Source organism: Cupriavidus pauculus (genome assembly GCF_022179805.1).
Taxonomy (GTDB): Bacteria; Pseudomonadota; Gammaproteobacteria; order Burkholderiales; family Burkholderiaceae; genus Cupriavidus; species Cupriavidus pauculus_E.
Genome location: NZ_BPUO01000020.1, coordinates 73,857 through 99,125, shown reverse-complemented (window position 1 = coordinate 99,125; position 25,269 = coordinate 73,857). Strand labels below are relative to the sequence as shown.

Annotated in this window: 23 protein-coding genes; 16 read left to right on the top strand and 7 right to left on the bottom strand. The window is 67.8% G+C overall.

What is annotated here, in order from left to right; all coding sequences use genetic code 11:
- Positions 1-5: 5 nt before the first annotated feature.
- Genes MFF62_RS27970 through MFF62_RS27960 form a run of 3 tightly spaced genes read right to left on the bottom strand, consistent with a single transcriptional unit; the run spans position 6 to position 3,070 of the window.
- Positions 6-1,697: an ATP-dependent DNA ligase gene (locus MFF62_RS27970; protein ID WP_238266668.1), complete on the bottom strand. Its 1,692-nt coding sequence runs from the start codon at positions 1,695-1,697 to the stop codon at positions 6-8.
- Entirely contained in the window at positions 1,694-2,767 is a 1,074-nt protein-coding gene (locus MFF62_RS27965; protein ID WP_238266667.1) for a ligase-associated DNA damage response exonuclease, read from the bottom strand. The genes MFF62_RS27970 and MFF62_RS27965 overlap by 4 nt, the downstream gene beginning before the upstream one ends.
- A gap of 30 nt (positions 2,768-2,797) precedes the next feature.
- On the bottom strand, positions 2,798-3,070 hold the full coding sequence (locus MFF62_RS27960) for a hypothetical protein (RefSeq protein WP_238266665.1): 273 nt from the start codon (positions 3,068-3,070) through the stop codon (positions 2,798-2,800).
- Between the two features lie 282 nt (positions 3,071-3,352).
- Between MFF62_RS27960 and MFF62_RS27955 the strand changes: the two genes are divergently transcribed.
- From MFF62_RS27955 to MFF62_RS27900, 12 genes are all read left to right on the top strand, one after another.
- The gene (locus MFF62_RS27955) at positions 3,353-4,204 is read left to right on the top strand and encodes an STAS domain-containing protein (RefSeq protein ID WP_238266663.1); all 852 of its coding nucleotides are present in this window, start codon (positions 3,353-3,355) and stop codon (positions 4,202-4,204) included.
- A 16-nt stretch (positions 4,205-4,220) separates the two neighbouring features.
- Positions 4,221-4,580: an STAS domain-containing protein gene (locus MFF62_RS27950; protein WP_238266661.1), complete on the top strand. Its 360-nt coding sequence runs from the start codon at positions 4,221-4,223 to the stop codon at positions 4,578-4,580.
- Position 4,581: 1 nt separating this feature from the next.
- On the top strand, positions 4,582-4,992 hold the full coding sequence (locus MFF62_RS27945) for an anti-sigma regulatory factor (RefSeq protein ID WP_238266658.1): 411 nt from the start codon (positions 4,582-4,584) through the stop codon (positions 4,990-4,992).
- 28 nt (positions 4,993-5,020) lie between these two features.
- Positions 5,021-6,013 (top strand): ATP-binding SpoIIE family protein phosphatase, encoded by a 993-nt coding sequence (locus MFF62_RS27940; RefSeq protein WP_238266656.1) that lies wholly within the window; start codon positions 5,021-5,023, stop codon positions 6,011-6,013.
- Between the two features lies 1 nt (position 6,014).
- The gene (locus tag MFF62_RS27935) at positions 6,015-6,932 is read left to right on the top strand and encodes an ATP-binding protein (protein WP_238266652.1); all 918 of its coding nucleotides are present in this window, start codon (positions 6,015-6,017) and stop codon (positions 6,930-6,932) included.
- Complete coding sequence (locus tag MFF62_RS27930; RefSeq protein ID WP_238266647.1) at positions 6,922-8,898, top strand: hybrid sensor histidine kinase/response regulator; 1,977 nt, start codon at positions 6,922-6,924, stop codon at positions 8,896-8,898. The genes MFF62_RS27935 and MFF62_RS27930 overlap by 11 nt, the downstream gene beginning before the upstream one ends.
- Before the next feature lie 43 nt (positions 8,899-8,941).
- Positions 8,942-9,559: a dihydrofolate reductase family protein gene (locus MFF62_RS27925; protein WP_238266640.1), complete on the top strand. Its 618-nt coding sequence runs from the start codon at positions 8,942-8,944 to the stop codon at positions 9,557-9,559.
- A gap of 351 nt (positions 9,560-9,910) precedes the next feature.
- Complete coding sequence (locus MFF62_RS27920) at positions 9,911-10,825, top strand: dihydrodipicolinate synthase family protein (RefSeq protein WP_238266638.1); 915 nt, start codon at positions 9,911-9,913, stop codon at positions 10,823-10,825.
- A gap of 97 nt (positions 10,826-10,922) precedes the next feature.
- The gene (locus MFF62_RS27915; RefSeq protein WP_238266637.1) at positions 10,923-11,567 is read left to right on the top strand and encodes a TRAP transporter small permease; all 645 of its coding nucleotides are present in this window, start codon (positions 10,923-10,925) and stop codon (positions 11,565-11,567) included.
- A gap of 32 nt (positions 11,568-11,599) precedes the next feature.
- A complete protein-coding gene (locus MFF62_RS27910; protein WP_238266636.1) occupies positions 11,600-12,865 on the top strand; it encodes a TRAP transporter large permease in 1,266 nt (421 codons plus the stop codon).
- 45 nt (positions 12,866-12,910) lie between these two features.
- Positions 12,911-13,912: a TRAP transporter substrate-binding protein gene (locus tag MFF62_RS27905; RefSeq protein WP_238266634.1), complete on the top strand. Its 1,002-nt coding sequence runs from the start codon at positions 12,911-12,913 to the stop codon at positions 13,910-13,912.
- Positions 13,913-13,988: 76 nt separating this feature from the next.
- Positions 13,989-14,675, top strand: coding sequence for a GntR family transcriptional regulator (locus MFF62_RS27900; RefSeq protein WP_238266632.1), 687 nt, complete (start codon positions 13,989-13,991; stop codon positions 14,673-14,675).
- A gap of 13 nt (positions 14,676-14,688) precedes the next feature.
- Here the strand turns inward: MFF62_RS27900 and MFF62_RS27895 are convergent, their stop codons facing one another.
- The 3 genes from MFF62_RS27895 to MFF62_RS27885 are packed head-to-tail and all read right to left on the bottom strand — an operon-like array spanning position 14,689 to position 18,091.
- Positions 14,689-15,900, bottom strand: a complete 1,212-nt coding sequence (locus MFF62_RS27895) for a CaiB/BaiF CoA transferase family protein (RefSeq protein ID WP_238266631.1) — start codon at positions 15,898-15,900, stop codon at positions 14,689-14,691.
- A 17-nt stretch (positions 15,901-15,917) separates the two neighbouring features.
- Positions 15,918-16,898 (bottom strand): Bug family tripartite tricarboxylate transporter substrate binding protein, encoded by a 981-nt coding sequence (locus MFF62_RS27890; protein WP_238266629.1) that lies wholly within the window; start codon positions 16,896-16,898, stop codon positions 15,918-15,920.
- Between the two features lie 35 nt (positions 16,899-16,933).
- Positions 16,934-18,091: an acyl-CoA dehydrogenase family protein gene (locus tag MFF62_RS27885; protein ID WP_238266627.1), complete on the bottom strand. Its 1,158-nt coding sequence runs from the start codon at positions 18,089-18,091 to the stop codon at positions 16,934-16,936.
- A gap of 132 nt (positions 18,092-18,223) precedes the next feature.
- On the opposite strand from MFF62_RS27885, the gene MFF62_RS27880 reads away from it, so the two are divergent.
- The 4 genes from MFF62_RS27880 to purT all read left to right on the top strand — a co-directional run bounded on the left by MFF62_RS27880 (position 18,224) and on the right by purT (position 23,632).
- Complete coding sequence (locus MFF62_RS27880) at positions 18,224-19,009, top strand: IclR family transcriptional regulator (protein WP_238266625.1); 786 nt, start codon at positions 18,224-18,226, stop codon at positions 19,007-19,009.
- Positions 19,006-19,812 carry an IclR family transcriptional regulator gene (locus MFF62_RS27875; RefSeq protein WP_238266624.1) on the top strand — a complete coding sequence of 269 codons (807 nt, stop codon included), beginning with the start codon at positions 19,006-19,008 and terminating at the stop codon, positions 19,810-19,812. Before MFF62_RS27880 ends, MFF62_RS27875 begins: the two co-directional genes overlap by 4 nt.
- A gap of 217 nt (positions 19,813-20,029) precedes the next feature.
- A complete protein-coding gene (locus MFF62_RS27870; protein ID WP_238266621.1) occupies positions 20,030-22,210 on the top strand; it encodes a TonB-dependent siderophore receptor in 2,181 nt (726 codons plus the stop codon).
- A gap of 219 nt (positions 22,211-22,429) precedes the next feature.
- Entirely contained in the window at positions 22,430-23,632 is a 1,203-nt protein-coding gene (gene purT, locus MFF62_RS27865; protein ID WP_238266619.1) for a formate-dependent phosphoribosylglycinamide formyltransferase, read from the top strand.
- Positions 23,633-23,813: 181 nt separating this feature from the next.
- Here the strand turns inward: purT and MFF62_RS27860 are convergent, their stop codons facing one another.
- Complete coding sequence (locus tag MFF62_RS27860; protein ID WP_238266617.1) at positions 23,814-25,154, bottom strand: mechanosensitive ion channel family protein; 1,341 nt, start codon at positions 25,152-25,154, stop codon at positions 23,814-23,816.
- Positions 25,155-25,269 lie beyond the last annotated feature (115 nt).

Sequence of the window (25,269 nt, the reverse complement as noted above, 5' to 3'; positions counted from 1 at the left end):
GCGCTTCATGCGGCATCCTGGGCCGGCACGACTTGCAGCATCGCTTCGAGCGTGGCCAGCGTGTCGGCATCCTCCACGGGCTTGTCCGTGCGCCAGCGCAGCATGCGCGGAAACCGTACGGCGATGCCGCTCTTGTGGCGCCCGCTGCGGGCAATGCCCTCGAAGCCCAGCTCGAACACCTGGGTGGGCGTGACGCTGCGCACCGGGCCGAACGACTCCACCGTGGTGCGGCGCACGATGGCATCCACCGCGCGCATCTCTTCGTCGGTCAGCCCCGAATACGCCTTGGCGAACGGCACCAGCGCCCGGTCCGGCGTGCCGGGCGGCGCGTTCCAGACCGCGAACTTGAAATCGGTATAGAGGCTGGCGCGGCGCCCGTGGCCGCGCTGCGCGTAGACCAGCACAGCATCCACCGTGTACGGGTCGATCTTCCATTTCCACCAGATGCCGACGTCGCGCGTGCGGCCGGCGCCGTAGGCCGCATCGCACGCCTTGAGCATGAAGCCTTCCACGCCGAGCGCACGCGAGGTGTCGCGCAGCCGGGCAAAGTGCGGCCAATCGCCGGCTTCGACGAGAGGGCTCAGTTCCAGCGCCGGATGTACGTGGTCGGCCACCACGCGCGCCAGTTGCGCGCGGCGCTCGGCTTGCGGGCGGGCGCGCCAGTCCTGGCCCTGCCATTCCAGCAGGTCGTAGGCCATCAGGATGGCCGGCGCCTCGCGCAGCAGCTTCGCGTTCAAGGTCTTGCGGCCAATCCGTTGCTGCAGCAGCGCAAACGGCTGCACCCGGCCGTCGATCCAGATGATGATCTCGCCGTCGAGCACGGTGCCGTCGGGCAGTTGCTGCGCGACTTCGGCCAGTTCGGGAAAGCGCTCGGTAATCAGTTCCTCGCCGCGCGACCACAGCCACGCCTGTCCGTCGCGCCGCACCATTTGCGCGCGAATGCCGTCCCACTTCCATTCCACCTGCCAGCGCCCCGGCGGGCCCAGCGTGGCGTCGAACTCGTCCAGCGGGATTTGGAGCGGATGGGCCAGGAAGAACGGATACGGCTGGCCGCCGCGCGCCGCCATGGCGCCTTCGCTCCCCTCGCCACCGTCATCGGGGGCGATCAGGGCCAGGAAGCGCGCAGCCGACGGGGGCGTGGAGACATCGGTATAGCCGACCAGCCGCTCGGCCACGCGCTTGGGGTCGATGCCGGCCACCTCGCCCAGCGCGCGCGTCACCAGCAGCTTCGACACCCCCACGCGGAAACTGCTCGTGATCAGCTTGAACAGCACCAGCCGGCCGCGTGCGTCGAGCGGCGGCCATAAGGCGTCGAGCGCCGCCGCCACCGTCTCGGGCGGCTGGCCGCGCGCCAGTTGCCGCAGCGGCAGCAGGCGCTGCTCGACCCATTCGGCCAGCCCGGCTGTATCGACGTGTTCGGCGTCGGGCAGCAGCAGTGCGATGGTCTCGGCCAGGTCGCCCACGGCCTGGTAGCTTTCCTCGAACAGCCATTTGGGCAGCCCGGCCGCACGTTGCGCCAGCGCGCGCAGCGCGGCCACGGGCACGATCTGGCGCGGCTTGCCGCCCGACAGGAAGTAGACCGCCCAGGCGGCATCGGCGGGCGCGGCGGCCCGGAAGTAGCGCGCCAGCGCGGCCAGCTTGGCGTTGCTGGACGTGGTGCCGTCCAGCTCGCTGTACAGGTCCGCGAACGCCTTCATGCGGTGCCCTCTGGCGTATCAGCGGGGGCCTGCCCATCGGCGGCGGCACCGGTCGCATCGTCGTCATCGCCAAATTCGGTGCGAAAGCCCTGCGCGTCCAGCCCCTGCTCGCACAGGTAGCGCACCATCACAGGCACGTTGCCATGGGTGACGATCACGCGACCGGCACCCGTGGCGGCGATGGCCGACAGCAGGCCCGGCCAGTCCGCGTGGTCCGACAGCGCAAAGCCACGATCGACGCCGCGCCGGCGCCGCGTGCCGCGCAGTTGCATCCAGCCGCTGGCGAACGCGTCGGATGCATCGCCAAAGCGGCGCAGCCACGTGGACCGCTGCGCCGACGGCGGCGCCACCACCAGCGCGCGCCGCAGCGCCGGGCTGCGCGCGGGCAGGTCCGCCGTGGTCAGCGTGGGCGGCAGCGCCACGCCGGCCTGCGCGTACGCCTGGTTCAGCGCCGTCATTGCCCCATGTACGACGATCGGGCCGGGCATGGCCAGTTCGGCGCCGGCATGCCGCATCAGCCCGTTCAGGATGCGCTGGGCCTTGCCGAACGCGTAGCAGTACATCACGCTGGCCCGCCCTGCCGCCGCGTTGGCCTGCCACCAGTCGAAGATCTCGGCCATCAGCGTGGCCTCGCGCGGCCAGCGGTAGATCGGCAGGCCGAACGTGCTTTCGGTGATGAAGGTGTCGCAGCGCACCGGCTCGAATGGCGCGCAGGTGCCCTCGGGCTCTACCTTGTAGTCGCCCGACGCCACCCAGACCTGGCCGCCATGTTCCAGCCGCACCTGGGCCGATCCCAGCACGTGCCCGGCCGGATGCAGGCTCAGCGTGACGCCGTGGTGGGTAATGCGCTGGCCGTACGGCAGCGTCTCCAGCGAGATGCCGGGCAGCCGCGCCAGCAGCACGCCGCCGCCAGGTTCGGCGCACAGGTAACTGCCATGGCCAAAGCGCGCATGGTCGGCATGGGCGTGCGTAATGACGGCCCGCGCCACCGGCCGCCAGGGGTCGATATAGAAGTCGCCGGGCGGGCAGTACAGGCCCTGCGGCGTCGACACGATCAGGTCCGATGCCATGAAAGTCCATCCCAGTGAATCTACCCGGCGTCAGCCCGGCGCGCGTTCCTGGCCCGGGTCGCCACCCTGCTGCGCGCGGTCGGCCTTGGCCTGCCCGCGAATATTGAGCGCCGCCAGCGCGAACTGCAGCACCACCAGCGCCCAGCCGCCCGTGTACCAGCCCCAGCCGACCCACATCGCGTTGCTGGCCAGAAACAGCCAGAAGCCGAACTTGCGCCGGCGGGCCGCATCGCTACCCACCAGCCAGGTTGCCAGTACCGTCACGACCATCGCCGGCCATTGCAGCGCATCCAGCCAGTCCACGGAAGCTCCCTTGCCACGTCCGATGCTTGCAGCCTAGGCCCGGTGCCCCGCCCACGACAGCCGGAACGCTCCCGTTCGCTTGTCGGCGCATTCTCACAGTGGCCGGATTTGTTACCGATAAGGCGTGCGGCCGGCCGCGCCGTGCCCCATGCCGATTTTTGCTTTGCCGTCAATCAGCCGCCGGCCGATAGTGTGAGCTATCAATCTCTCCTAGAATGATTTCGTTGCGCCCCGCCAGCGCGGTCCCGCGCCCGGCTACCCAATCCATCAAAACTACTGCCCATGCGCACCGAAAACCAGCGACTTGCCGATCTCCTGCGCGACGAACAGGACGCCATCCTGCGGGGCTGGACCGCGGAATACCATAACTACGCCGAGGGCCGGGGCCTGACACAAAACGTGGCGAGCGAGCAGCAAGCCATCCTGCGCGGCCTGGAAGCCGGCCTGCGCGCCGATGGCGACGCCGGCAACTTCTCGGCCGGACCATGGACCGCGCTGCGCGAGACGCTGGCGCGTCTGTCGCGCGACCGCGCCGCCCAGGGCGAGACCGCCGACGTGACCAGCGGCTTCATCCTGGCGCTGAAGCGGCCGATCTTTGACGCGCTGCAGCGCCAGACCGGCGTCGTGGAAGGCCAGATCGACGTGATCTGGGCCATCTCCGCGATTGCCGACCGCATGGCCCAGTGGACCGTTTCCACGTACCAGAAGACGCGCGAGGACATCATCGTGCGCCAGCAGCATGAACTGCTGGAGCTTTCCACCCCGGTGATCAAGCTGTGGGACGGGGTGCTGGCCGTGCCCGTGATCGGCACGCTGGACAGCAGCCGCGCGCAGATGGTCATGGAAACGCTGCTCGAACGGCTGGTGGAAACGGGCTCGGAGCTGGCGATCATCGACATCACGGGCGTGCCCACCGTCGACACGCTGGTGGCCCAGCACCTGATGAAGACCGTCACCGCCATCCGCCTGATGGGTGCGGAGAGCATCATCAGCGGCATTCGCCCGCAGATCGCGCAGACCATCGTGCACCTGGGCATCGACCTGCAGGGCATCATCACCAAGTCCACGCTGGCCGACGCCCTGGCCAGCGCCATGCGCATGACCGGCCACACGGTTGTGCGCGCCGCCACCTGACCCGCACGAGCCAGCCATGGAGCGAATTCCAATTCTGCGGATGGGCAAGTACCTGCTGGTCACCATCCAGATCGACATGCAGGACCAGACCGCCCTGCAACTGCAGGAAGACCTGGCCACCAAGGTGGAAAAAACCGGCGCGCATGGCGTGCTGATCGACGTCTCGGCGCTGGAGATGGTCGATTCGTTCATCGGCCGCATGCTGGTCAGCATTTCCGACATCAGCCGCATCCTGGGCGCCACCACGGTGGTGGTGGGCATCCGCCCGGCCGTGGCGATCACGCTGGTGGAGCTGGGGCTGTCGCTGGGCGGTGTGAAGACCGCGCTCAATGTGGAGCGCGGCATGGCATTGCTGGACAACACACGGGTGACCTGACTTGGCAACCGAACTGGCCCCCGAAGGCAGCGCACCGGTGCGCGACGAGCGCGACATCGTGCAGGCGCGCGCCGTGGTACGCACGCTCACCACCCAGCTGAAGTTCTCGCTGGTGGAGCAGACTAAGATGATTACGGCGGCCAGCGAACTGGCGCGCAACACGATGGTGTACGGCGGTGGCGGCGAAATGCGCTGGGAAATCCTGTCCGATGGCGTCCGGCGCGGCCTGCGGCTGCATTTCGAGGACCACGGGCCGGGCATTCCCGACGTGGAACAGGCGCTGGTCGATGGCTGGACCACCGGAAGCGGCCTGGGCATGGGCCTGTCCGGCACGCGCCGGCTGGTCAACGAATTCGCGATCCGCACGCAAGTTGGCGAGGGAACCTGTGTCAGCATCACTCGGTGGAAGTAGAAACCTCGGGCCGCATCATGCGGTGCCGATGGGCGACCCCAGCCGCGTGGGCGAGGCACGGCGCCACGCGGCCGAGATGTCCGCGCGCTTCGGCTTCGACGCCATCCAGTCCGGCCGCCTGGCGGTGGCCGTCAACGAACTCGGCAACAACCTCATCCGCCACGCCCGGGGCGGCCGCCTGCTGCTGGCCGCGTGCGAGGTGGACGGCAGCCTGGCCATCGAACTGCTGTCGATCGACGACGGCCCCGGCATGGCGGACCTGCAAGCGTGCATGCAGGACGGCTATTCCACGGGCGGCAGCGCCGGCCAGGGCCTGGGTGCCGTGAGCCGGCTGGCCGACGACTTCGACGTGCACACGCGCGCCGGCGAAGGCAGCCTGATCCTGGCGCGCTTCTACCGCGAACGCGATACGGCCGGTAAGCCCCGCCGTCCCGTCAACGGCTTTATCGTGGGCGGCATATGCCTGGCCGCGCCGGGCGAAACGGTGAGCGGCGACGGCTGGGACGTAGCCGTGCACGACCTGCGCGCCGACGTGGTGGTGGCCGACGGCCTGGGCCACGGCCCCGAGGCAGCCGACGCAGCCGCGGCGGCGCTGGCGGCGTTCGACGGCCAGCGTGGCGCGGCCCCGGCCAGCTACCTGGAGCGGGCCCATGGCGCGATGCGCGGCACGCGCGGCGCGGCGGTGGGCGCGTACCGCATCGACGGCGGCAGCCAGCGCATCCGGTTTGCCGGTGCGGGCAATATCCTGGGCCGCGTGATATCGGGCATCGCCGATCGCACGCTGGTCAGCCAGAGCGGCACGGTGGGCGTGCAGATGCGCAGCGTGCAGGAGCAGGAGGTTGAATGGCCGCCGCATGCGCTGGTGGTACTGCACTCGGACGGCATCCAGTCGCGCTGGCGGTTCGACGACGCCACCGTGCTGCAGCGTGATCCGGCCATCGTGGCCGCCTTCGTCCTGTGGAAATTCAGCCGCGGACGTGACGACGCCACCGTCGTGGTGATACGCCGCGCGGAGATTTGAGATGAACGCCCCCGCTCCCCTGCCCGACGACCTTTCCGCCCTGCGCGCCGCGCTCGATGCCCGCACGCAGGAAGTGGAAGCGCTGCGCGCGGAAATCGAGGAAACCAACCGTGGCGTGGTGGCGCTGTACTCCGAGCTCGACATGCAGGCCGAGCAGTTGCGCCAGGCTACCGAGCTCAAGAGCCGCTTCCTGGCCTACATGAGCCACGAGTTCCGCACGCCCATCGTATCGATCCAGAGCATCACGCGCCTGCTGATGGACCGCGTGGACGGCCCGCTCACGCCCGAACAGGAAAAGCAGGTGAAGTTCGTGCGCGACACGGCCGCCGAGTTTGCCGAGATGGTCAACGACCTGCTGGACCTGGCCCGGCTGGAGGCAGGCCGCGTGGACGTGTCGCCGGCCTGGTTCGACATGGTGGCGCTGTTCGACGCGCTGCGCGGCATGTTCAAGCCGGTGCTGACCAACCCCGACGTGTCGCTGACCTTCGAGGAACCGCACGGCGTGCCGAAGCTGTTCAGCGACGACCGCAAGGTGTCGCAGATCCTGCGCAACTACATCTCCAACGCGCTGAAGTTCACGCCCAGCGGCGAGGTGCGCGTGTCGGCGACCTGCGAGAAGGAAGACACCATCACGTTCTCGGTGCGCGACACCGGCATCGGCATCCCGCCCGAATCGCACGGCGAGGTGTTCCAGGATTTCGTGCAGATCGATTCGCCGCTGCAGCGCCGCTATCGGGGCTCGGGCCTGGGACTGGCGCTGTCCAAGCGGCTGGCCGAACTACTGGGCGGGCACGTGGGCTTCGAGAGCGAGGTGGGCGTGGGTTCGCGCTTCTTCGTGACACTGCCCACCACGCTGCCGACCACCCAGCCCGATGCGCCGCGCCGCCCATCCGCTTCTGGAGACGACCATGCCGGATGAACTCGACCCGGCCCTCCAGCCGACCGCCGCCCCGGCAACACCGCTGGTGCTGGTGGTGGACGATAACCCCGTCACGCGCTACGCCACCGTGCGCGTGCTGCGGGGCGCGGACTATCGCACGATCGAGGCCGAAAGCGGCCAGGAGGCGCTGCAGCGCGCAGACACCAGCGTGTCGGCCGTGGTGCTCGACGTCAACCTGCCCGATATCGACGGGTTCCAGGTCTGCCGTGCGCTGCGCAGCCGCCCGGAAACCGCCACCGTGCCCGTGGTGCATCTGTCGGCCACGTACGTGGCCGACTACGACAAGGTGCGCGGGCTCGATGCCGGCGCCAGCGCCTACCTGATCCACCCGGCCGAACCGGCCGTGCTGGTGGCCACCATCGCGTCGCTGCTGCGCGCCAGCGCGGCCGAGCGGTCGATGCGCGAGAGCGAAGCCCGCTTCCGCGCCATCTACCACCAGGCCATCGGCGGCATCTGCACGCTGGACCTGGCCGGCCGCTTTGTCGACGTGAATCCGGCCATGCTGACGATGCTCAAGCGCGCCGAGGCCGACCTGCTGGGCCAGCCGGTGGCCGCGTTCGCGCCGCCCGACAGCCGCGACCGCGTCGACGAGGCCACGGGCCAGGCGCGGTTGGACGGCTGGCAGGGCACGTTCCCGCTGCAGGACGCTTACGGCGAGACCATGCACCTGGAGTGGAGCATTTCGCCGGTGCTGGAAACCGGCGTCAAGGTGGCCGTGGTGTCGAACATCACCGACCACGTCAACCTGGAACGCCAGCGCCAGCAACTGATCGAGCGCGAGCAGGCAGCGCGTGCCGCCGTGGAACGGCTGAACCGCATGAAGGACGACTTCATCGCGATCCTGTCGCACGAACTGCGCAACCCGCTGAACGTGATTTCGGTGTGGACGCACGTGCTGTCGCGCCACGTGGATTCCGAGGAAGGCCGGCGCGGGCTGGCCGCCGTGGAACGCAATGTGGCGATTCAGCGGCGGCTGGTGGCCGATCTGGTCGATGTGTCGATGCTCAACGTCGGCAAGATGAAGCTGGAGCGCGAGCGCGCCAACGTGACCGAGGTGGTGCGCGGCGCGCTGGACAGTATGCAAGCGCAGGCCGCCGAGCGCCAGGTCACGCTGGAGCTGCACGTGGCGCCGGGCACCGCCGACGCGGTCTGGATCGACGCCGCGCGCTTTCAGCAGATCGTGTGGAACCTGGTGTCCAACGCGATCAAGTTCTCGCCCGAGGACGGCACGGTGCAGGTGGTGTTGTCTTCGGACACCGAGCATCTGCGCGTGCGCGTGATCGACAACGGGCGCGGCATTCCGGCGGACTTCCTGCCGATGCTGTTCGACCGCTTCACGCAGAGCGAAGACACCAACCGCCGCAAGCACGGCGGCCTGGGCCTGGGGCTGGCCATCGTCAAGAACCTGGCCGAGATGCACGGCGGCACGGTGCAGGCGTTCAGCGCCGGCGCGGGCCAGGGCGCCACGTTCGAAGTGCTGATTCCGCTGGCGGAACCGGGCGCCCCCGAAGTCAGCGCGCCGCGCGAGGACGTGCCGGTGCCGCAGCAGACGGTGCCGCTGACGGCGCTGGACGTGCTGGTGGTGGAAGACGACGCCGATGCGGCGGCGGCGCTGGCCGCCATCCTGGTGGATTACGGCGCGCGCGTGCGCACGGCCCGCGATAGCGACGAAGCGCTGGACGCAGTGGCGCAAGGCGCGCCGGACCTGATCATCAGCGATATCGGACTGCCCGGCCGCGACGGCAACGACCTGATCCGAGAAATCCGTGTGCGGGAAACGGTGGAGGGCCTGCAACGCGCGCCGGCCGTGGCGCTGACCGCGTTCACGCGCCAGCAGGACCGCCGCGCTGCCATCGAATCGGGCTTCGATGCCGTCTGCGGCAAGCCGCTGCGGCTGCAGGAACTGCTCGATGCCATCGCCGCCGCGCTGGCGCCCGCCGCCTGAGGACCACACTGCTGCCGCTGTCGACCCACCCTGGAGCCCTGCCATGAGAAAGCTCGTCCATGCCGTGTTCATCAGCCTTGACGGCGTCGTGCAGGCGCCCGGTGGGCCGGACGAGGACACCAGCAGCGGCTTTGTGCTGGGCGGCTGGACCGTGCCCTATGACCACGAATCGGACGAAGTGATGGGTGGCGCGCTGGCCAACCCGTTCGAGCTGCTGCTGGGCCGCCGCACCTACGACATCTTTGCCAACTACTGGCCGCATGTGGCGGCCGACGCGCCGCACCGGGGCATCGCCGACCTGCTCAACCAGGCGCAGAAACACGTGGCCACGCACGACCCGGCCAGCCTCTCGTGGCAGCACAGCCGCGCGCTGGGCGCCGATGCGGGTGCCGCCGTGCGCGCTCTCAAGCAAGCCGACGGCCCCGACCTGCTGGTGATCGGCAGCAGCGACCTGATGCGCCAGTTGCTGGCCACGGACCTCGTCGACGAACTGCGCCTGCTGGTCTACCCGGTACTGCTGGGCGCGGGCAAGCGCCTGTACGACGACGCCACCCGGCCCGCCGCGTTCCGGCTGGCGGAGACCAAGACCACGCCCACCGGGGTGCTGATCAACCGCTATCTGCGCGAGGGCGACGTGCAAACCGGGGCGTTCACGCCCTGAGCCGTCCTTCCCCGCCTCGCTCGCCCTTCTTCATCGTCCCGTCCTGATCCCCCCGCCTCGGCCCTTCCTGGGCCGATGACCCGCATCGGTGCATGCCTGCCGCTGGCGGTGCATGCGCGCCCCAAGCGCGCACCTCGCGCACCTGACTGCTCGCGCACCTCCGGCGCCCCGCCTTCCGCCAATTCCCGCTGAAACCCCCGCCTGACGCCGTTTTCCCGTCCGCCGCCTATCCGGGTTTCCACTGGCATCGATCTTGCTGGATTATTTCTCAAAGATATCCTTAATATATTAAAAAGATATTTCGATGCCGCGACGGACGCGGCCCCTTTCTTCCCAACCGAGGAGTTCCTCATGAGCAATCCGCGCTGGACCGGCATCTTCCCGGCCGTCACGACCAAGTTCCACGCCGACGAGCGCATCGACGCCGAAGGCACCATCCGCCATATCGACTTCCAGATCCGCAATGGCATCCATGGCCTGGTCACGTGCGGTTCGCTGGGTGAAGCCAGCACGCTGACGCTGGAAGAAAAGCTCGACGTGGCGCGCATCGCGCTGGAAGCCGCCGATGGCCGCGTGCCGGTGCTGGCCAATGTGTCCGAGACCAGCACGCGCGAGGCGCTGCGCTATATCGACGGCGCCAACAAGCTGGGCGTGGCCGGCTTCATGGTCATGCCGTCGGTGATCTACGTGGCCGACGCACGCGAAGCCATGCAGAACGTGCGCGTGATGGCCGAGGCGGCCCAGAAGCCGGTGATGGTCTACAACAACCCGGTTGCGTACCGCGTGGACCTGAAGCCCGAGCACATGGTGGAACTGGCCGACTGCAAGTGGATCGCGGCTGTCAAGGAAAGTACTGGCGATATCCGCCGCGTGACCGACCTGCGCAACACCGTGGGCGACCGCTACCAGATCTTCATGGGTGTGGACGACCTGGCCTTCGAAGGGCTGGCGGTGGGCTGCGACGGCCTGCTGGCCGGCGTGGGCTGCGCGTTCCCGCGCGAGACCGTGGCGCTGTTCGACCTGATGCGCGCCGGCAACTACGCCGAGGCGCTGAAGCTGTACCGCTGGATGACGCCGATGCTGCATCTCGATGTGTCGAACAAGCTCGTACAGAACCTGAAGCTGATCGACGCCATCGTCGGCGTGGGCACCGAGCACATGCGCCGTCCGCGCCTGCCGCTGGTGGGCGAGGAGCGCGCGTTCATCGAACGCGTGGTGGGCCAGGCGCTGGCCACGCGCCCCACGCAGTACCAGTCGGTGGCCTGAACACGGCCTGAAGCCCCGACGGGGCCGGCGGCGCGCATTGGCACCCAACTTGCTCGCCTCCGGCCTGGCCGATTTCCACGAACAGGAGTTTTCAGCAATGCCCGAACTATCTTCCCTTGCGGCGGACGCCGCATCGGCCGCCGCGCCCGTGGCGCGCCCGGTGCGCTGGGTGCTGCGCGCATCCGAAGCCGTACTGGCCGTGGAGCGCCTGGCGCTTGGCGGGCTGATGACGCTGCTGGTGGTGCTGATCCTGCTGAACGTGGTGACGCGCTACGCGGGCCTGCCGCTCTACTGGGTGGACGAAGCCTCGATCTACTCGGTGGTGTGGCTCACGTTCGTGGGCGCGTCGATCATGACGCGGCTGCGGCTCGACTTCGCGGTGGGGCTGCTGACCGAACAACTCCCGCCCCGACTCGCCCGCGCGTCAAAGGTCATTGCCACGGGCGGCGTGCTGGTGTTCGGCCTGGCCATGGTGGCCATGTGCTGGCTGTGGATGGACCCGGTGGGCATCGTCCGGTACGGCTTCGATGCCAAGGAATACGCGGCCCAGTCGTTCAACTTCCTCTACACCGAGCACACGCAGACGCTGGAATGGCCGATGTGGGTGCTGCAACTGATCATGCCGCTGTTCGCCTGCACGCTGAGCCTGCACGCGCTGGCCAACCTGCTGGAAGACCTGGACCTGGCGCCGCGCCGGACCTATCCCGAATTTCACGTCGGCTCGGCCGAATCGGTCAACTGAGCGTCCACTGAGCGGTCAACTGAGCCCACGTCATGACTACCACACTATTCTTCTGCGCCGTCATGCTGGCCGGCGTGCCCATCGGCATCTGCCTGTGCCTGTCGGGCCTGGCGTTCATCTTCGCCACCGGCGATACCGTGCTGCTGCAGTCGTTTCCGACGCAGATGTTCGCGGGCGTTGATAGCTACGGCCTGATCGCCATCCCGCTGTTCATCCTGATTGGCGAAATCATGAACAGCGGCGGCATCACGCGCCGGCTGGTCGACCTGTCCATGGCGTTCGTCGGCTCAGTCAAGGGCGGGCTGGCCTACGTCAACATCCTGGCCAACATGCTGGTGTCGTCGATCATCGGATCGGCCACGGCCCAGGTGGCCATCATGGCGCAGGTCATGGTGCCCGAGATGGAAAAACAAGGCTACGACAAGACCTTCGCGGCGGGGTTGACCGTCTACGGCGGCATGCTCGGGCCGATCATCCCGCCGTCGGTGATGTTCGTGGTCTACAGCGTGCTGGCCCAGGTGGCCGTGGGCGACATGCTGATTGCCGGCATCCTGCCCGGCGTGCTGCTGACCGTGCTGTTCTTCGTGATCATCGCGGTCATGGGCCTGTTCTACAACTATCCGCGCAGCGCCCGCCGCACGCTGCGCGAGCGCGCCACCACCGTGCTGCAGGCCAGCCCGACGCTGCTGATCCCCATCGTCATCGTCGGCTCGATCCTGGCCGGCCTGGCCAACCCCACCGAGGCCGCCGCCGTGGGCGCGCTGTCCGCCGCGCTGGTGGGACGCTACGTGACGAAAGAGTTCGACATGCGCACGCTGCCGGCCATCCTGCTGCGCTCGGCGATCTACTCGGCCATCGTGCTGTTCCTGATGGCTGCTGCCGCGGTGTTCTCGTGGCTGCTGATCTACGGAAAGATCCCGCAGATGGTGGCCACGTGGATCCAGACCGTGGCGCACAGCCCGGTGGCCTTCCTGCTGCTGGCCAACGTGATCCTGCTGATCATCGGCACCGTGATCGACGGCATTCCGGGCCTGATCATGACCGTGCCGATCCTGCTGCCCGTGGCCACCGAGGTCTATCACATCGACCCGCGCCACTTTGGCGTGGTGATCGTGATCAACCTGGTGCTCGGGCTGATGTCGCCGCCGGTGGGGCTGTCGTTCTTCGTGGCGTCGGCTGTCACCGGCGCCAAGCCCGGCAAGATGTTCATGATCACCCTGCCCTTCTTCATCATCAGTTGCGTTGGACTGGTGCTGCTCTCGCTGTTTCCCAGCCTGTCCATCGGGCTGCTGAAGTAACTACCCCATCCCATCGACCGTCCATCGACCATCCAGGAGCCTGCCATGTCCACTTTCACCCGCCGCCGCTTTCTGAAGACCACCGCCATCGCCACCGCCGCAGCGCCGATGGTGATCACCTCGGCCACGCGCGCCGCCACGACCAAGGAATTCCGGCTGGGCCTGATCACGCCGGCCGGCCACTCGTGGAACCGCGCCGCCGTGGCGTTCGGCGAATCGCTGAAGAAGGAAACGGACGGCCGGCTCAGCGTGACCGTGTTCCACTCGGGCCAGCTCGGCAACGAGTCGGCGATGATGCAGCAGCTGCAGTCGGGCGCGCTGGACATGGGCTGGATCCAGGCGGCCGAACTGGGCTCGCGCGTGTCGAGCGTGGCCGCCATCAACGCGCCGTACCTGGTGCGCTCCACGGCCAGCGTGGCCAAGCTGGTGCGCACGCCGGCCGCGCTGAAGCTGCTGGATGCGCTGCCGCGCGAGACCGGCACCATCGGGCTGGGTTGGGGCATCACGGGCATGCGCGTGGTGTTTGCCACCAAGGACATCAACACCCCCGACGACCTCAAGGGCATGAAGCTGCGGATCAACCCGACGCCGGTCTATCGCGACTTCTATTCGATGCTGGGCGCCGCGCCCACCCCGATCCCCACGCCGGCCGTGTTCGACGCCATGACCAACGGCCAGGTGGACGGGCTGGAAGCCGACATCGAGCTGTCCTGGAACCAGCGCTACGACAAGATCTCGAAGGCGCTGCTGCCGATGAACGCGCTCTTCATGCCGTTCGCACCGCTGGTATCGGGCCGGATCTGGCAGGGCCTGGACGCCAAGGACCGCGACCTCGTGCGCGGGCTGGTCAACCAGGCGCTGACCGCGCAGATCAACGACATCGTCACCACCGAGGCGGGCCTGGTGGAAAAGCTCAAGCAGTCGTCGGTCACGTTCAAGAGCGCGTCGAGCTACGACCCGCAGCCGGTGGTGAAGAAGTTCGACGAACTGTGGATGGCCAAGGCCCCCGCCATTCCGGAACTGCGCAAGATCGGCGCCACGCTCTGAGCGCCCGGCCCGCTGCGGCATAATGTCCGCCACCGCCAGCCCACCGGCTGGCGGCCCTGTCGCTTTCGTCCTCGAGATGCCTAATCCTTCCAGCTCCCTGGGTACTGCCGCGCACGCGCCCGAAAACGGCAAGCGGCGCGCCGCCGATATTGCTTACGACCGCATCGAGACGATGATCTCCAAGCTGGAGATCGCGCCCGGCAGCCCCGTGGTGGAGGCCGATCTGGCCGAGATGACCGAACTGGGCCGCACTCCGGTGCGCGAGGCGCTGATGCGCATGGTGTCGATGGGCCTGATCGTGCAGCAGCCACGGCGCGGCCTGATGGTGTCGACCATCGACGTGATGGACCACCTGGATGTGATTGCCACGCGGCGCGTGCTGGAGCGCCTGATCGCCGCCAGCGCCGCGCGCCGCGCCACCGACGTCCAGCGCAAGGCGCTGCTGGCCAGCGCCCAGAAGATGGTCAAGGCGGCCCAGCGCGGCAACCTGGACGAGTACATGGCGGCCGACCAGGCGCTGGACCATATCAACCACGCCGCCTGCCGCAACCGGTCGGCCGTGAAAGCCGTGATTCCGCTGATCGTGCAGTGCCGCCGCTTCTGGTACGCCTACCAGCACGAGGGCGAGATCGCCGAAGGCGCGCAGGCCCACCACGCGATGGCCAGCGCCATTGCCAGCGGCAACGAGGCCGAGGCCGCGCGCGGCGCGGACCTGCTAATGGACTACCTGGAACGGTTCGCGCGGCGGGTGATCGACGCCTGACCGGCGCCGGCCCTCAGACCACGCCGTCGCGGCGCAACCCGGCGATATCGTCGGCGGTCAGCCCCAGCGCGCCGTACACCTCTTCGTTATGTTCCCCCACGTCCGGCCCGCTGCGCGCCGGGGCCGGCGCATGCCCGGAAAACCTCGGCACCACGCACGGTGCCGGAATCGAACCGAGGTCGGGGTCCGGCAGCCGCACGATGGCCTGGCGCGCCTGGAAGTGCGGATCGTCGACGATATCGGCAATCGAGAAGATCTTGCTGAACGGAATCTCGTGCCGCGCCAGCGCCTGCGCCACGTCGGCGTAGTCATGTGCGCCGAACCACCAGGCAATCTCTGCATCGAGCGCTTCCAGGTGCTGCACACGTAACGGATTGGTGGCAAAGCGCGCGTCGTCGGCCAGCGCCGGCCGCCCGATCGCCTGGCACAGCCGGCGGAAGATCGCTCCCGACGACGCCACCAGCGACACCCACTCCCCGTCCGCCGTGGCGTACATATTCGACGGCGCCGTGTACGTGGCACGATTGCCCGCGCGCTGGCGTACCTGACCCAGTTGCTCGTGTTCCACGGCCAGCGGCTCCAGCATGCGGAACAGCGCCTCGGTGGCGGCCAGGTCGATCTCGCGCCCGGGCATGTTCTCGTTGCCGGGACGGCGCCGCTCGGCCATGGCGCTGGCAATGGCAAACGCGCCGAACAGGCCCGCCACCATGTCGCCCATCGGATAGTTCATATGCAGCGGCGCACCGCCGGGTTCGCCGGTCAGGTTCGTGAAGCCGCTCATGGCCTCGAAGATCCGCGCAAACCCGGCGCGCTGGGCATAGGGGCCGGTCTGGCCAAAGCCGGTCAGGCGCAGCACCGACAGTCGGGGATTGGCACGGTGCAGCGTCTCCAGGTCCAGCCCCCAGCGGTCGAGCGTGCCGGTGCGGAAGTTCTCGACCAGCACGTCGAACTCCGGCAGCAGCTTCAGGAACAGCTCGCGCCCGGCGGGCTTGCGTACATCGAGCGAGATGCCGCGCTTGCCCCGGTTGGTGACCTTCCAGTACAGCGGCAGGTCGCCCTTCACGGGCGCCAGGCCGCGCAGCGGGTCGCTGCCGTCGGGCAGTTCCAGCTTGACCACCTCGGCACCCATGTCGGCGCACAGCGTGCTGGAAAACGGCGCGGCCAGCACCGTGGCCATGTCGAGGATGCGGATGCCGGCCAGCGGCCCCTGGTTGCCTGCTTGCATGACAGCGTTCTCCATCGTCAGTCGAGCGTGGTGCCCGTGGATTTGACCAGCGCAGCCCACCAGGCGGTGTCAGTCTTGATCTGCTGGGCAAACTGCTCGGGCGTGTTGCCCACCGGCTCGGCGCCCTGTTCGATCAAACGCTTGCGGATCTCGGGCCGCGCCAGCACGCGCACCAGCGCGTGGTTGAGCTTGTCGACGATGGGTCGCGGCGTATTGGCGGGCGCCATCACGCCCTTCCACGCCGGCACCACATAGCCCTTCAAGCCGGCTTCCTCGGCCGTGGGCACGTCGGGCGCACCCGGGGCGCGCTTCTCGCTGGTCACCGCCAGCGCGCGCAGCTTGCCCGACTGCACGTGCGGCCAGATGGCCGGCATGTTGTCGATCATCAGCGTGATATGGCCGGCGATCAGGTCGGCCACGGCCGGGCCGCTACCCTTGTACGGCACGTGCTGCATCTTGAGCCCCGTCGAGCGGTTCATCAGTTCGCCAGCCAGTTGCGCCACGCTGCCGTTGCCGGGCGAGCCAAACGTGATGCGGTCCGGATGGGCGCGGGCATAGGCCACGAACTCGCGCACGTTCTTGACCGGCAGCGATGCGTTGACGGCCATCATGTTGTAGTCGCGCGCGATCATCGTCACGGCGGTCAGGTCGCGCGCCGGGTCGTAGCTCATCTTCGTGTACAGGCTCGGGTTGATCGCGATCTGGCCCGCAGCCGCCATCAGCAGCGTGTAGCCGTCAGGCGCGGCCTTGGCCACGATGTCGCCGCCGATATTGCCGCCCGCGCCGGGACGGTTGTCCACGATCACGGTCTGGCCCAGCTCCTCGCGCAACGGCTCGGCAATGATCCGCGCCACGATGTCGGTGGACCCGCCCGGGGCGAATGGCACCACCAGGCGGATGACCTTGCTGGGATACTTGGCATCGGGCTCGGCCGCGTGCGCGGGGAGCATGGCCGCGCCGCACAGCAGGCCGGCGCCGATCAGGATGGGCTTGAACATGGGTTGTCTCCGTCGTTGTCTTTTTGGGTGGCGGTTCAGCGGCCGCCGGCCTGCGCGAAGGTCCGCTTCGCGATGTTGATCTGGTGGATCTGGCTGGTGCCTTCGTAGAGCCGGAACAGGCGCACGTCGCGGTAGAACCGCTCGATGCCGTAGTCGGCGATGTAGCCGTAGCCGCCGAACAGCTGCACGCAGCGGTCGGCCACGCGGCCGCACATCTCCGAGGCGAAGTACTTGCAGATCGACGCCTCCATCGTCACGTCCTGGCCGTCGTCACGCTTGCGCGCGGTGTCCAGGATCAGCGCACGGGCCGCGTGGATCTCGGTCTGGCAGTCGGCGATCAGCGCCTGCACCAGCTGGAAGTCGGCCAGCAACTGGCCAAACTGCTTGCGCTCGGTGACAAAGCGCACGGCGTCTTCCAGCATGCGGATGGCCGGGCCGGTGCACAGCGCGGCCAGGTGGATGCGCTGCTTGTTCAGCACCTTCATCGCGGTGCGGAAACCCTGCCCTTCCTCGCCGCCGATAATGTTGGCGGCCGGCACGCGGCAGTTGTCGAAATGGACTTCGGACACCGGCGACCCGGCCTGCCCCATCTTCTGGTACGGCTGGCCCGTGGTAAGCCCGGGCGTGCCACGCGGCACGATGAACGCCGAGATGCCGCCCGCGCCGGGCTTGTCCGGATCAGTGCGGGCCATCACCGTGAACAGGCCGGCAATCGGCGCATTGGTGATGAAGCACTTGGTGCCGTTGAGAATGTAGTGGTCGCCGTCGCGCACGGCCGTGGTCGTGAGCGCGGTGGCGTCAGACCCGGCGTCGGGCTCGGTCAGCGCGAACGATCCGGTCAGCTCGCCGCTGGCCAGCAGCGGCAGGTAGCGCGACTTCTGCTCGGGCGTGCCGTCGGCCACCAGCGCCTCGGAGCCGATGCCGGTATTGGTGCCCACGCGGGCGCGGAACGCCACCGAGCATTGCGACAGTTCCATCGCCGCCAGCACCAATTCCTCGGTGGTCATGCCGGCGCCGCCGTAGGCTTCGGGGATCGAATAGCCGAACATGCCCTGGGCCGCCATCGCCTCGACCAGGTCGTCGGGCACCAGGTCGCGCTCGGCGACTTCGGCCTCGCGCGGCACCAGCTTGTCGCGCACAAAGCGGCGCAGCGACTGCAGGAAAGGCTGGAAGGCTTCGGCATCTCGGATCATCGTCTCGCTCCATGTTCGGGTCTGGGATTGAGCGCGAGCGTACGCCCGGCCTTCGATATGCCGTCACTGTTGTTTCGCTATCTTGAACATTGGACCGCCGGGGCGCACACTGCGCTGGTTAGGATGTCTCCCATGACCACGCCCCGTTCTCCCCATCACCACCCGGACCCCGCTTTCGCCACCACGCTGGCCCATGGCCTGGCGCTGCTGCAGTGCTTTCGCGTGGGCGAAACCGTGCTCAGCAACAAGGAACTGGCCGAACGCACGGGCCTGTCCAAGGCCACCATCAGCCGGCTGACCTACACGCTGGCCGCCCGGGGGCTGCTGCTTTACGACACCCGGCTGCGCCGCTACCGGCTGGGCTCCACGGCGCTGTCGCTCGGCTATCCGCTGCTGGCGAGCCTGCGCGTGCGCCAGGTGGCGCGGCCGCTGATGAAGGCACTGGCCGACCGCATGGGCGGCTCGGTGTCGCTGGGCCTGCGCGACCGTCTGCGCATGGTCTACGTGGAAACCAGCCGGGGCCACGACGCCATCGCGTTCCGGCCCGATATCGGCGCGGCGCTGCCGATGCTGGCGTCGGCCATGGGGCGCGCGTGGATGGCGCAGGCACCCGCCGACGTGCGCGCCGCCGTGCTGGCCGGCCTGCACGACACGGAGCCGGACGAATGGCAGCGCCACGCGCACGCGATTCCATCCGCCGTCGACGACCTGGCTACGCTGGGGTTCACGCGGTCGGCGGGCGACTGGCTGTCGGACGTGCATGCGGTGGCGGTGCCCATGAATCACCCGATCGACGGCGAGGTGCTGATCTTCAACTGCGGCGTGCCCGCCGCGCGCATGACCCCGGGCAAGCTCGAACGCGAGATGGGCCCGCGCCTGATCGAGCTGGTGGCGGACGTGGAGGGCTTGCTGGCATGACCCTGAGCCAACCGACCGATCACGACGACACGATCGACCCAAGCGACCGCCAGTTCGCGCGCACGCTGGCCAACGGCATCGACATCCTGCTGGCCTACCGCCCCGGCGAGGCGCTGCTGGGCAACCGCGACTTCGTACAGCGCACCGGGCTGTCCAAATCCACGGTGGCGCGGCTGACCCACACGCTGGCCGTGCTGGGCTACCTGCGCCACGAGGCGGCGCTGGGCAAGTACCGCCTGGGCGCACCGGTGCTGGCGCCCGGCTATCCGCTGCTGGCCAGCATGCAGATTCGCCAGGTGGCGCGGCCGCTGATGAAGGCACTGGCCGATGAAGTGGGCGGCGCGGTGTCGCTGGGTGTTCGCGACCGTACGCAGATGATCTACGTGGAAACCGCGCGATCGACCGATAACCTGGTGGTGCCGCCCGACATCGGCGCAGCCATGCCGATGCTGACCACCGCCATGGGCAAGGCGTGGCTCTCTCGCGTACCGGCCGAACTGCGCGACCCGATACTGAACCGGCTGCGGCTGGCGGACCCCGATGCCTGGCACCGGGCCGGCCCGGGACTGGCCCAGGCCCGGGAGGATCTGGAAACGGCGGGCTACTGCTCGAATCGCGCCGAGTGGCGGCATGACGTCTTTGCGTTCGCCGTTCCGCTGTGCAAGCCCGTGGACGGGCAATGGTTCGTGGTCAACAGCGGCGTACGCGCGCGGCCCGGCACCTTTCCGGCGGCCCAGCAACGCGTCGCACCGCGCTTGGTCACGCTGGCGCGCACGCTGGAAACCCTGCTCGGCCTGCGCTAGCTGCCCACCTCGGCGCCCACCCCGGCGTCCAACTTTGTCCGGTTGGCAGACATTCGGATACATGTTGGAAATATGACAAGAAACCCCGGATTTCCTGCCAATTGGCGGCCTGAGCCCTTGACGGCATAAGGGCTGGCTCGCATCATTCGCCCTTCGAACAGTAATGCGAGTAGTTCGCATTACTGTTTACATTCTTATTTACGAGCCAATCCGCATCATGACGTCCTGCCAGTCGCCGGCATCCCGCCGGCAACACGCGCCTTCGCGCGTCCGTCCCCTCGCCGCCTTTGCCCGCATGGCCGTCCTGGCCGGTTTTCCGCTGTGCGGAACCGTCCTGGCCCAGACCGCCCCTGCGGACCAGTCGCTGCCCTCGGTGACCGTGAGCGCCAAGCAGGACGTGGATATCGGCCCGCAACTGCAGAAAAAGGCATCGGGCGGCGCGCTGGGCAGCAAGTCGCAGCTCGACACGCCGTTTTCCACCGTCGTGGTCAGCGGCGAAGACCTGGCCGACCGCCAGGTGACCAAGATCGGCGACGTGTTCTTCAACGACGCCTCGGTCTCGGACAACAGCAACGGCAACAATGCCTGGGCGGCCTACACCACGGTGCGCGGCCTGCAACTGGACTGGCGCAACGCGTACAAGATCAACGGCATGCCGTTCATCAGCTACGGCCTGACCCTGCCGTACGACCAGCTTGAACAGGTGGAACTGCTCAAGGGCGCGTCGGGCTTCATGTACGGCTTTGGCAACCCCGGCGGCACCATCAACTACGTCACCAAGAAGCCGACAGACCAGTTCACAGCCAGCGTGGAACTGGGCTATCGCAGCTCGCACGTCTGGACCGAGCACGTCGACCTGGGCGGCCGTGCCGGCCCCGACAACATGTTCGGCTACCGCCTGAACGTGACGCACGAAGAAGGCAAGCCGGCCAACGCCGTGGGCATCAACCGCAATTCGGTGTCGCTGGGCCTGGATGCACGCATCACGCGCGACCTGACCTGGACGTTCGACGGCATCTACCAGGACCGCAATACCTGGGGCGCCACGCCGTCGTTCTACGTTGGTGGCCTGCCCACCAACGGCCAGATCCCCGGCGTGATCAACGGCCGTGGCGGCCTGCTGGCCAACAACGACGCGCATTTCTATTCGAACCTGCAGGTCTACCAGACCGGTCTGCGCTACAACCTGAACCAGGACTGGACGGTCAGCACGATCTACAGCTTCAGCAAGCAGTCGCGCAGCCGTAACGAGACCACGCTGTTCCTGTCCAATGCGGCCGGCGACTACACCGACTTCCGCTACGACGGCGCCGAGAGCCAGCAGTTCAGCAACTGGACGACGATGGTCGAGGGCAAGTTCCGCACCGGCCCGTTCCGCCATGAGCTGGTGGCTGGCCTGAGCTGGCAGAAGCAGATCGACCGCTACAGCACCAACTCGGTCTACACGCAACTGGCCGACGGCAACATCAACGCGCCGTACACCAACCTGTACTGGAGCCAGACCGGCTTCACCAAGTACCGCGCCGGCGACACCACGCAGAAGGCCGCCTTCGTCAGCGACACGATGCACTTCAACGACCAGTGGTCGGTGCTGGCTGGCCTGCGCGTGACGAACTTCGAGCAGAACAGCTACACCGTTGGCGGCGTGGGCGACACCAGCTACACCAAGAACGGCCTGCTGACCCCCACCGCCGCGCTGATGTACAAGCCGTGGGCCACCACCACGTTCTACACCAGCTACGTGGAGTCGTTCGACGGCGGCGGCATCGTCGGCACGTCGTACGCCAACGCGGGCCAGGGCCTGACGCCGGCCAAGAGCCGCCAGTACGAAGTGGGCGTGAAGACCGACCAGGGCCAGTGGAACGCCACGGCCGCCCTGTTCCGCATCGAACGCCGCAGCGAGTTCAGCCAGTCGAACGGCGCCAACGCCCTGCCGACGTTCGTGCAGGACGGCCAGTCGATCTACCAGGGCCTGGAAGTGGCAGGCTCCACGCGCTTCGGTTCGCAGTGGGAAGTGGGCGGCAGCGCGATGTACCTGGACAGCGAGTACAGCAAGGGCGCCGAGAACATCGGCAACCGCGTGGCTGGCGCACCGAACTTCATCATGACCGGCCGCCTGGCCTACCGCGTGCCCTACGTGCCGGGCCTGAAGGTTGGCGTCGACGGCAAGTACACCGGCACCACCAAGGCCCGCGCGGCAGGCGACCTGACGCTGGGCGGCTACACGGTGTTCAACCTGGGCGCCACGTACAACACCCGCGTGGCCGGCAAGGAACTGACGCTGCGCGCGGCGCTGACCAACCTGACCAACAAGCGCTACTGGGGCTTCCAGTACGAAAACTACATCCAGCCGGCCGACCCGCGTGCCATCAGCCTGAGCGCGAAGATCTCGTATTGATCGTTTGATCGTTTGATCGCTGTTTGTAGTTCTCCCCTCTCCCTCCGGGAGAGGGGCTGGGGGTGAGGGCCAGCGCATCAAGACGCGACGATCGCAATTTGAACCGCCGCGCCCTCACCCCCGCCCCTCTCCCGCCTTGCGGGAGAGGGGAGCAACCGACAAAACTGGCCGGGCTCCTTGCTACAATCGCGTCTTTTCTTCCTGCCGCGAGCCCCCGCCATGACCACCCTTGGAACCCCTCTTTCTCCGTCCGCCACCAAAGTGATGCTGCTGGGCTCGGGCGAGCTTGGCAAGGAAGTGCTGATCGCGCTGCAGCGCCTGGGTGTGGAAACCATCGCCGTGGACCGCTACGAGAATGCGCCCGGCCAACAGGTGGCCCATCACGCGCGCACCATCACGATGAGCGACGGTGAACAGCTCAAGGCGCTGATCGAGGCCGAACGCCCCGACCTGGTGGTGCCCGAGATCGAAGCCATCGCCACGCCGATGCTCGAAGCGCTGGAAGCCGCTGGCGTGGTCCGCGTGATCCCGACCGCCCGCGCCGCCCGCCTGACGATGGACCGCGAAGGCATCCGCCGCCTGGCCGCCGAGACGCTGGGCCTGCCCACCAGCCCGTACAAGTTCTGCGATTCGCTCGAAGAGCTGCAGGCCGCCATCGACGGCGGCATCGGCTATCCGTGCGTGGTCAAGCCCGTCATGAGCAGCTCGGGCAAGGGCCAGAGCAAGATCGACGGCCCCGAGGGCGTCAAGGCAGCCTGGGACTACGCAATGGCTGGCGGCCGGGTCAGCCATGGCCGCATCATCGTGGAAGGCTTCATCGATTTCGACTATGAAATCACGCTGCTGACCGTGCGCGCGATGGGCGCCGATGGCCAGGTCGGCACGCAATTCTGCGAGCCGATTGGCCACGTGCAGGTGGCTGGTGACTACGTGGAAAGCTGGCAGCCGCATCCGATGCACCCGAAGGCGCTGGAAACCGCCCAGCACATCGCCCGCGCCGTCACGGCCGACCTGGGCGGCCAGGGCCTGTTTGGCGTGGAACTGTTCGTCAAGGGCGAGCAGGTCTGGTTCAGCGAAGTCAGCCCGCGTCCGCACGACACCGGCATGGTGACGATGATCACGCAGTGGCAGAACGAATTCGAACTGCACGCCCGCGCCATCCTGGGCCTGCCGGTGGACACCAGCCTGCGCGCCCCCGGCGCCAGCGCCGTGATCTACGGTGGTGTGGACGCCGAAGGCATCGTGTTCGACGGCGTGGACGAAGCGCTGCGCGTGCCGCAAACCGAGCTGCGCCTGTTCGGCAAGCCCGAGTCGTTCACCAAGCGCCGCATGGGTGTGGCACTGGCGTATGCGGCGGATGTGGATACGGCGCGTGCCCGCGCAAAGGAATCGGCTGGGAAGGTGAAGCCGCGCAAGGCGTAAATCGTTGCTTGCCAACTGATTGTTTGCTCCCCTCTCCCACGTCGTGGGAGAGGGGTTGGGGGTGAGGGCCAGCGCCTCAAGACGCGATACCGGCAATTTGAACTGCCGTGCCCTCACCCCCTGCCCCTCTCCCGCCTTGCGGGAGAGGGGAGAAAATCAAAACAAGCGAAGCGGGAAAGCCTCAAGCAATCCGATCCGCCCGATCCGTCTGCACCTGCGTCGGTTCCCGCGCCCCCGAATCCATCGCCGCCGCAGCCAGCGCCGCCTGTGCGCCGCGCATCGAATTCTCCCGCACCCCCGCCAGATCCGCGCCCGATGGCGCCTGGTACAGCCTGAGACCCAACTCCGGCAGGATCGCAAACAGGTGGTCGAAGATGTCGCCCTGGATGCGCTCGTAGTCCGTCCAGCCAGTACGGTTGCTGAAGCAGTAGACCTCGATCGGAATGCCCTGCGAGTCGGGCTCCATCATGCGCAGGTTCAGCAGCAGGTCCTGGTGGATATCGGGATGCGCGCGCAGGAACGCGATGCCGTAGGCGCGGAATGTGCCCAGGTTGGTCAGCCGGCGGCGGTTCACGGGGTCGGTGTTCTCGCCCAGCAGCACGCGGTTGGTCTGCTCCACTTCCTGTTGCTTGACCTCCAGGTAGTCGTGCAGCAGCCGGAAGCGCATCAGCGCCCTCACCTCTTCGTCATCGAGAAACCGCACCGTCGACGCGTCGATGCGCAGCGTGCGCTTGATACGGCGCGCGCCCGACTCGAACATATGCCGGTAGTTGCGGTAGCTCTCGGAAAACAGCTTGTACGTGGGCACCGTGGTCACGGTGTTGTCCCAGTTCTTGACCTTGACCGTATGCAGCGCGATGTCCATCACGAAGCCGTCGGCGTTGGACTGCGGCATCTCGATCCAGTCGCCGATGCGCAGCATGTCGTTCGACGTGAGCTGCGTGCTGGCCACCAGCGACAGCAGCGTGTCCTTGAACACCAGCAGCAGCACCGCCGACAACGCGCCGATACCTGACAGCATCCATAGCGGCGAGCGGTCGATCAGGATCGACAGCACCAGCACGCCGCAGACCAGCCACAGCGCCAGTTGTGCGATCTGCACATAGCCCTTGATCGACCGCGTCTGCGCGCGCCGGCTGTTGGCGAACACGCTTTGCCAGGCCGCCAGCACGCCGGACAGCATCAGGAAGACGCTGACCCAGGTGCCGGCATGCGCCAGCCGTTCGATCAGGATCGAGAATTTGCCCAGGTCGGGCACCTGGCTGATACCGACCGCGATCACGGCCAGGAAGACCGCATAGCCGAGCCGGCGGTAGGTGCGATGGCGCATCAGCGCGGCGGCCCATTCGCGGTTGCCCGAAAGGCTCAGCACGCGATAGACCACCCGGCCCACCACGCGGGCCACCAGCCACTGGGCCAGCACGGCGATCACCACCAGCGCCAGTACATACAGCGAGATCTGGGCCCAGGGATGGGCGGGAATACGTTGCTGGAACAGGTCCAGCAGGGCGTCAAATGTCATGAAGGTAATGCAATGGTGCGGGGACGGACAGACCACAAGTCTACTAGCCATGCGCCCCGCCGCCACCAAACCATTGCCGCCAACGACAAATTCAGACGATTCCCCGGGCTTGCGG

Excerpts from the sequence above, each read along its gene's own strand:
- MFF62_RS27950 (WP_238266661.1), top strand. The coding sequence starts at position 4,221 with ATGGAGCGAATTCCAATTCTGCGGATGGGCAAGTACCTGCTGGTCACC.
- MFF62_RS27890 (WP_238266629.1), bottom strand. The coding sequence starts at position 16,898 with ATGTTCAAGCCCATCCTGATCGGCGCCGGCCTGCTGTGCGGCGCGGCC.
- MFF62_RS27900 (WP_238266632.1), top strand. The coding sequence starts at position 13,989 with ATGCCTAATCCTTCCAGCTCCCTGGGTACTGCCGCGCACGCGCCCGAA.
- MFF62_RS27875 (WP_238266624.1), top strand. The coding sequence starts at position 19,006 with ATGACCCTGAGCCAACCGACCGATCACGACGACACGATCGACCCAAGC.
- MFF62_RS27915 (WP_238266637.1), top strand. The coding sequence starts at position 10,923 with ATGCCCGAACTATCTTCCCTTGCGGCGGACGCCGCATCGGCCGCCGCG.
- MFF62_RS27895 (WP_238266631.1), bottom strand. The coding sequence starts at position 15,900 with ATGCAAGCAGGCAACCAGGGGCCGCTGGCCGGCATCCGCATCCTCGAC.
- MFF62_RS27930 (WP_238266647.1), top strand. The coding sequence starts at position 6,922 with ATGCCGGATGAACTCGACCCGGCCCTCCAGCCGACCGCCGCCCCGGCA.
- MFF62_RS27955 (WP_238266663.1), top strand. The coding sequence starts at position 3,353 with ATGCGCACCGAAAACCAGCGACTTGCCGATCTCCTGCGCGACGAACAG.
- MFF62_RS27920 (WP_238266638.1), top strand. The coding sequence starts at position 9,911 with ATGAGCAATCCGCGCTGGACCGGCATCTTCCCGGCCGTCACGACCAAG.
- purT (WP_238266619.1), top strand. The coding sequence starts at position 22,430 with ATGACCACCCTTGGAACCCCTCTTTCTCCGTCCGCCACCAAAGTGATG.
- MFF62_RS27970 (WP_238266668.1), bottom strand. The coding sequence starts at position 1,697 with ATGAAGGCGTTCGCGGACCTGTACAGCGAGCTGGACGGCACCACGTCC.
- MFF62_RS27935 (WP_238266652.1), top strand. The coding sequence starts at position 6,015 with ATGAACGCCCCCGCTCCCCTGCCCGACGACCTTTCCGCCCTGCGCGCC.
- MFF62_RS27925 (WP_238266640.1), top strand. The coding sequence starts at position 8,942 with ATGAGAAAGCTCGTCCATGCCGTGTTCATCAGCCTTGACGGCGTCGTG.
- MFF62_RS27870 (WP_238266621.1), top strand. The coding sequence starts at position 20,030 with ATGACGTCCTGCCAGTCGCCGGCATCCCGCCGGCAACACGCGCCTTCG.
- MFF62_RS27940 (WP_238266656.1), top strand. The coding sequence starts at position 5,021 with ATGGGCGACCCCAGCCGCGTGGGCGAGGCACGGCGCCACGCGGCCGAG.
- MFF62_RS27965 (WP_238266667.1), bottom strand. The coding sequence starts at position 2,767 with ATGGCATCGGACCTGATCGTGTCGACGCCGCAGGGCCTGTACTGCCCG.
- MFF62_RS27880 (WP_238266625.1), top strand. The coding sequence starts at position 18,224 with ATGACCACGCCCCGTTCTCCCCATCACCACCCGGACCCCGCTTTCGCC.
- MFF62_RS27860 (WP_238266617.1), bottom strand. The coding sequence starts at position 25,154 with ATGACATTTGACGCCCTGCTGGACCTGTTCCAGCAACGTATTCCCGCC.
- MFF62_RS27905 (WP_238266634.1), top strand. The coding sequence starts at position 12,911 with ATGTCCACTTTCACCCGCCGCCGCTTTCTGAAGACCACCGCCATCGCC.
- MFF62_RS27910 (WP_238266636.1), top strand. The coding sequence starts at position 11,600 with ATGACTACCACACTATTCTTCTGCGCCGTCATGCTGGCCGGCGTGCCC.
- MFF62_RS27885 (WP_238266627.1), bottom strand. The coding sequence starts at position 18,091 with ATGATCCGAGATGCCGAAGCCTTCCAGCCTTTCCTGCAGTCGCTGCGC.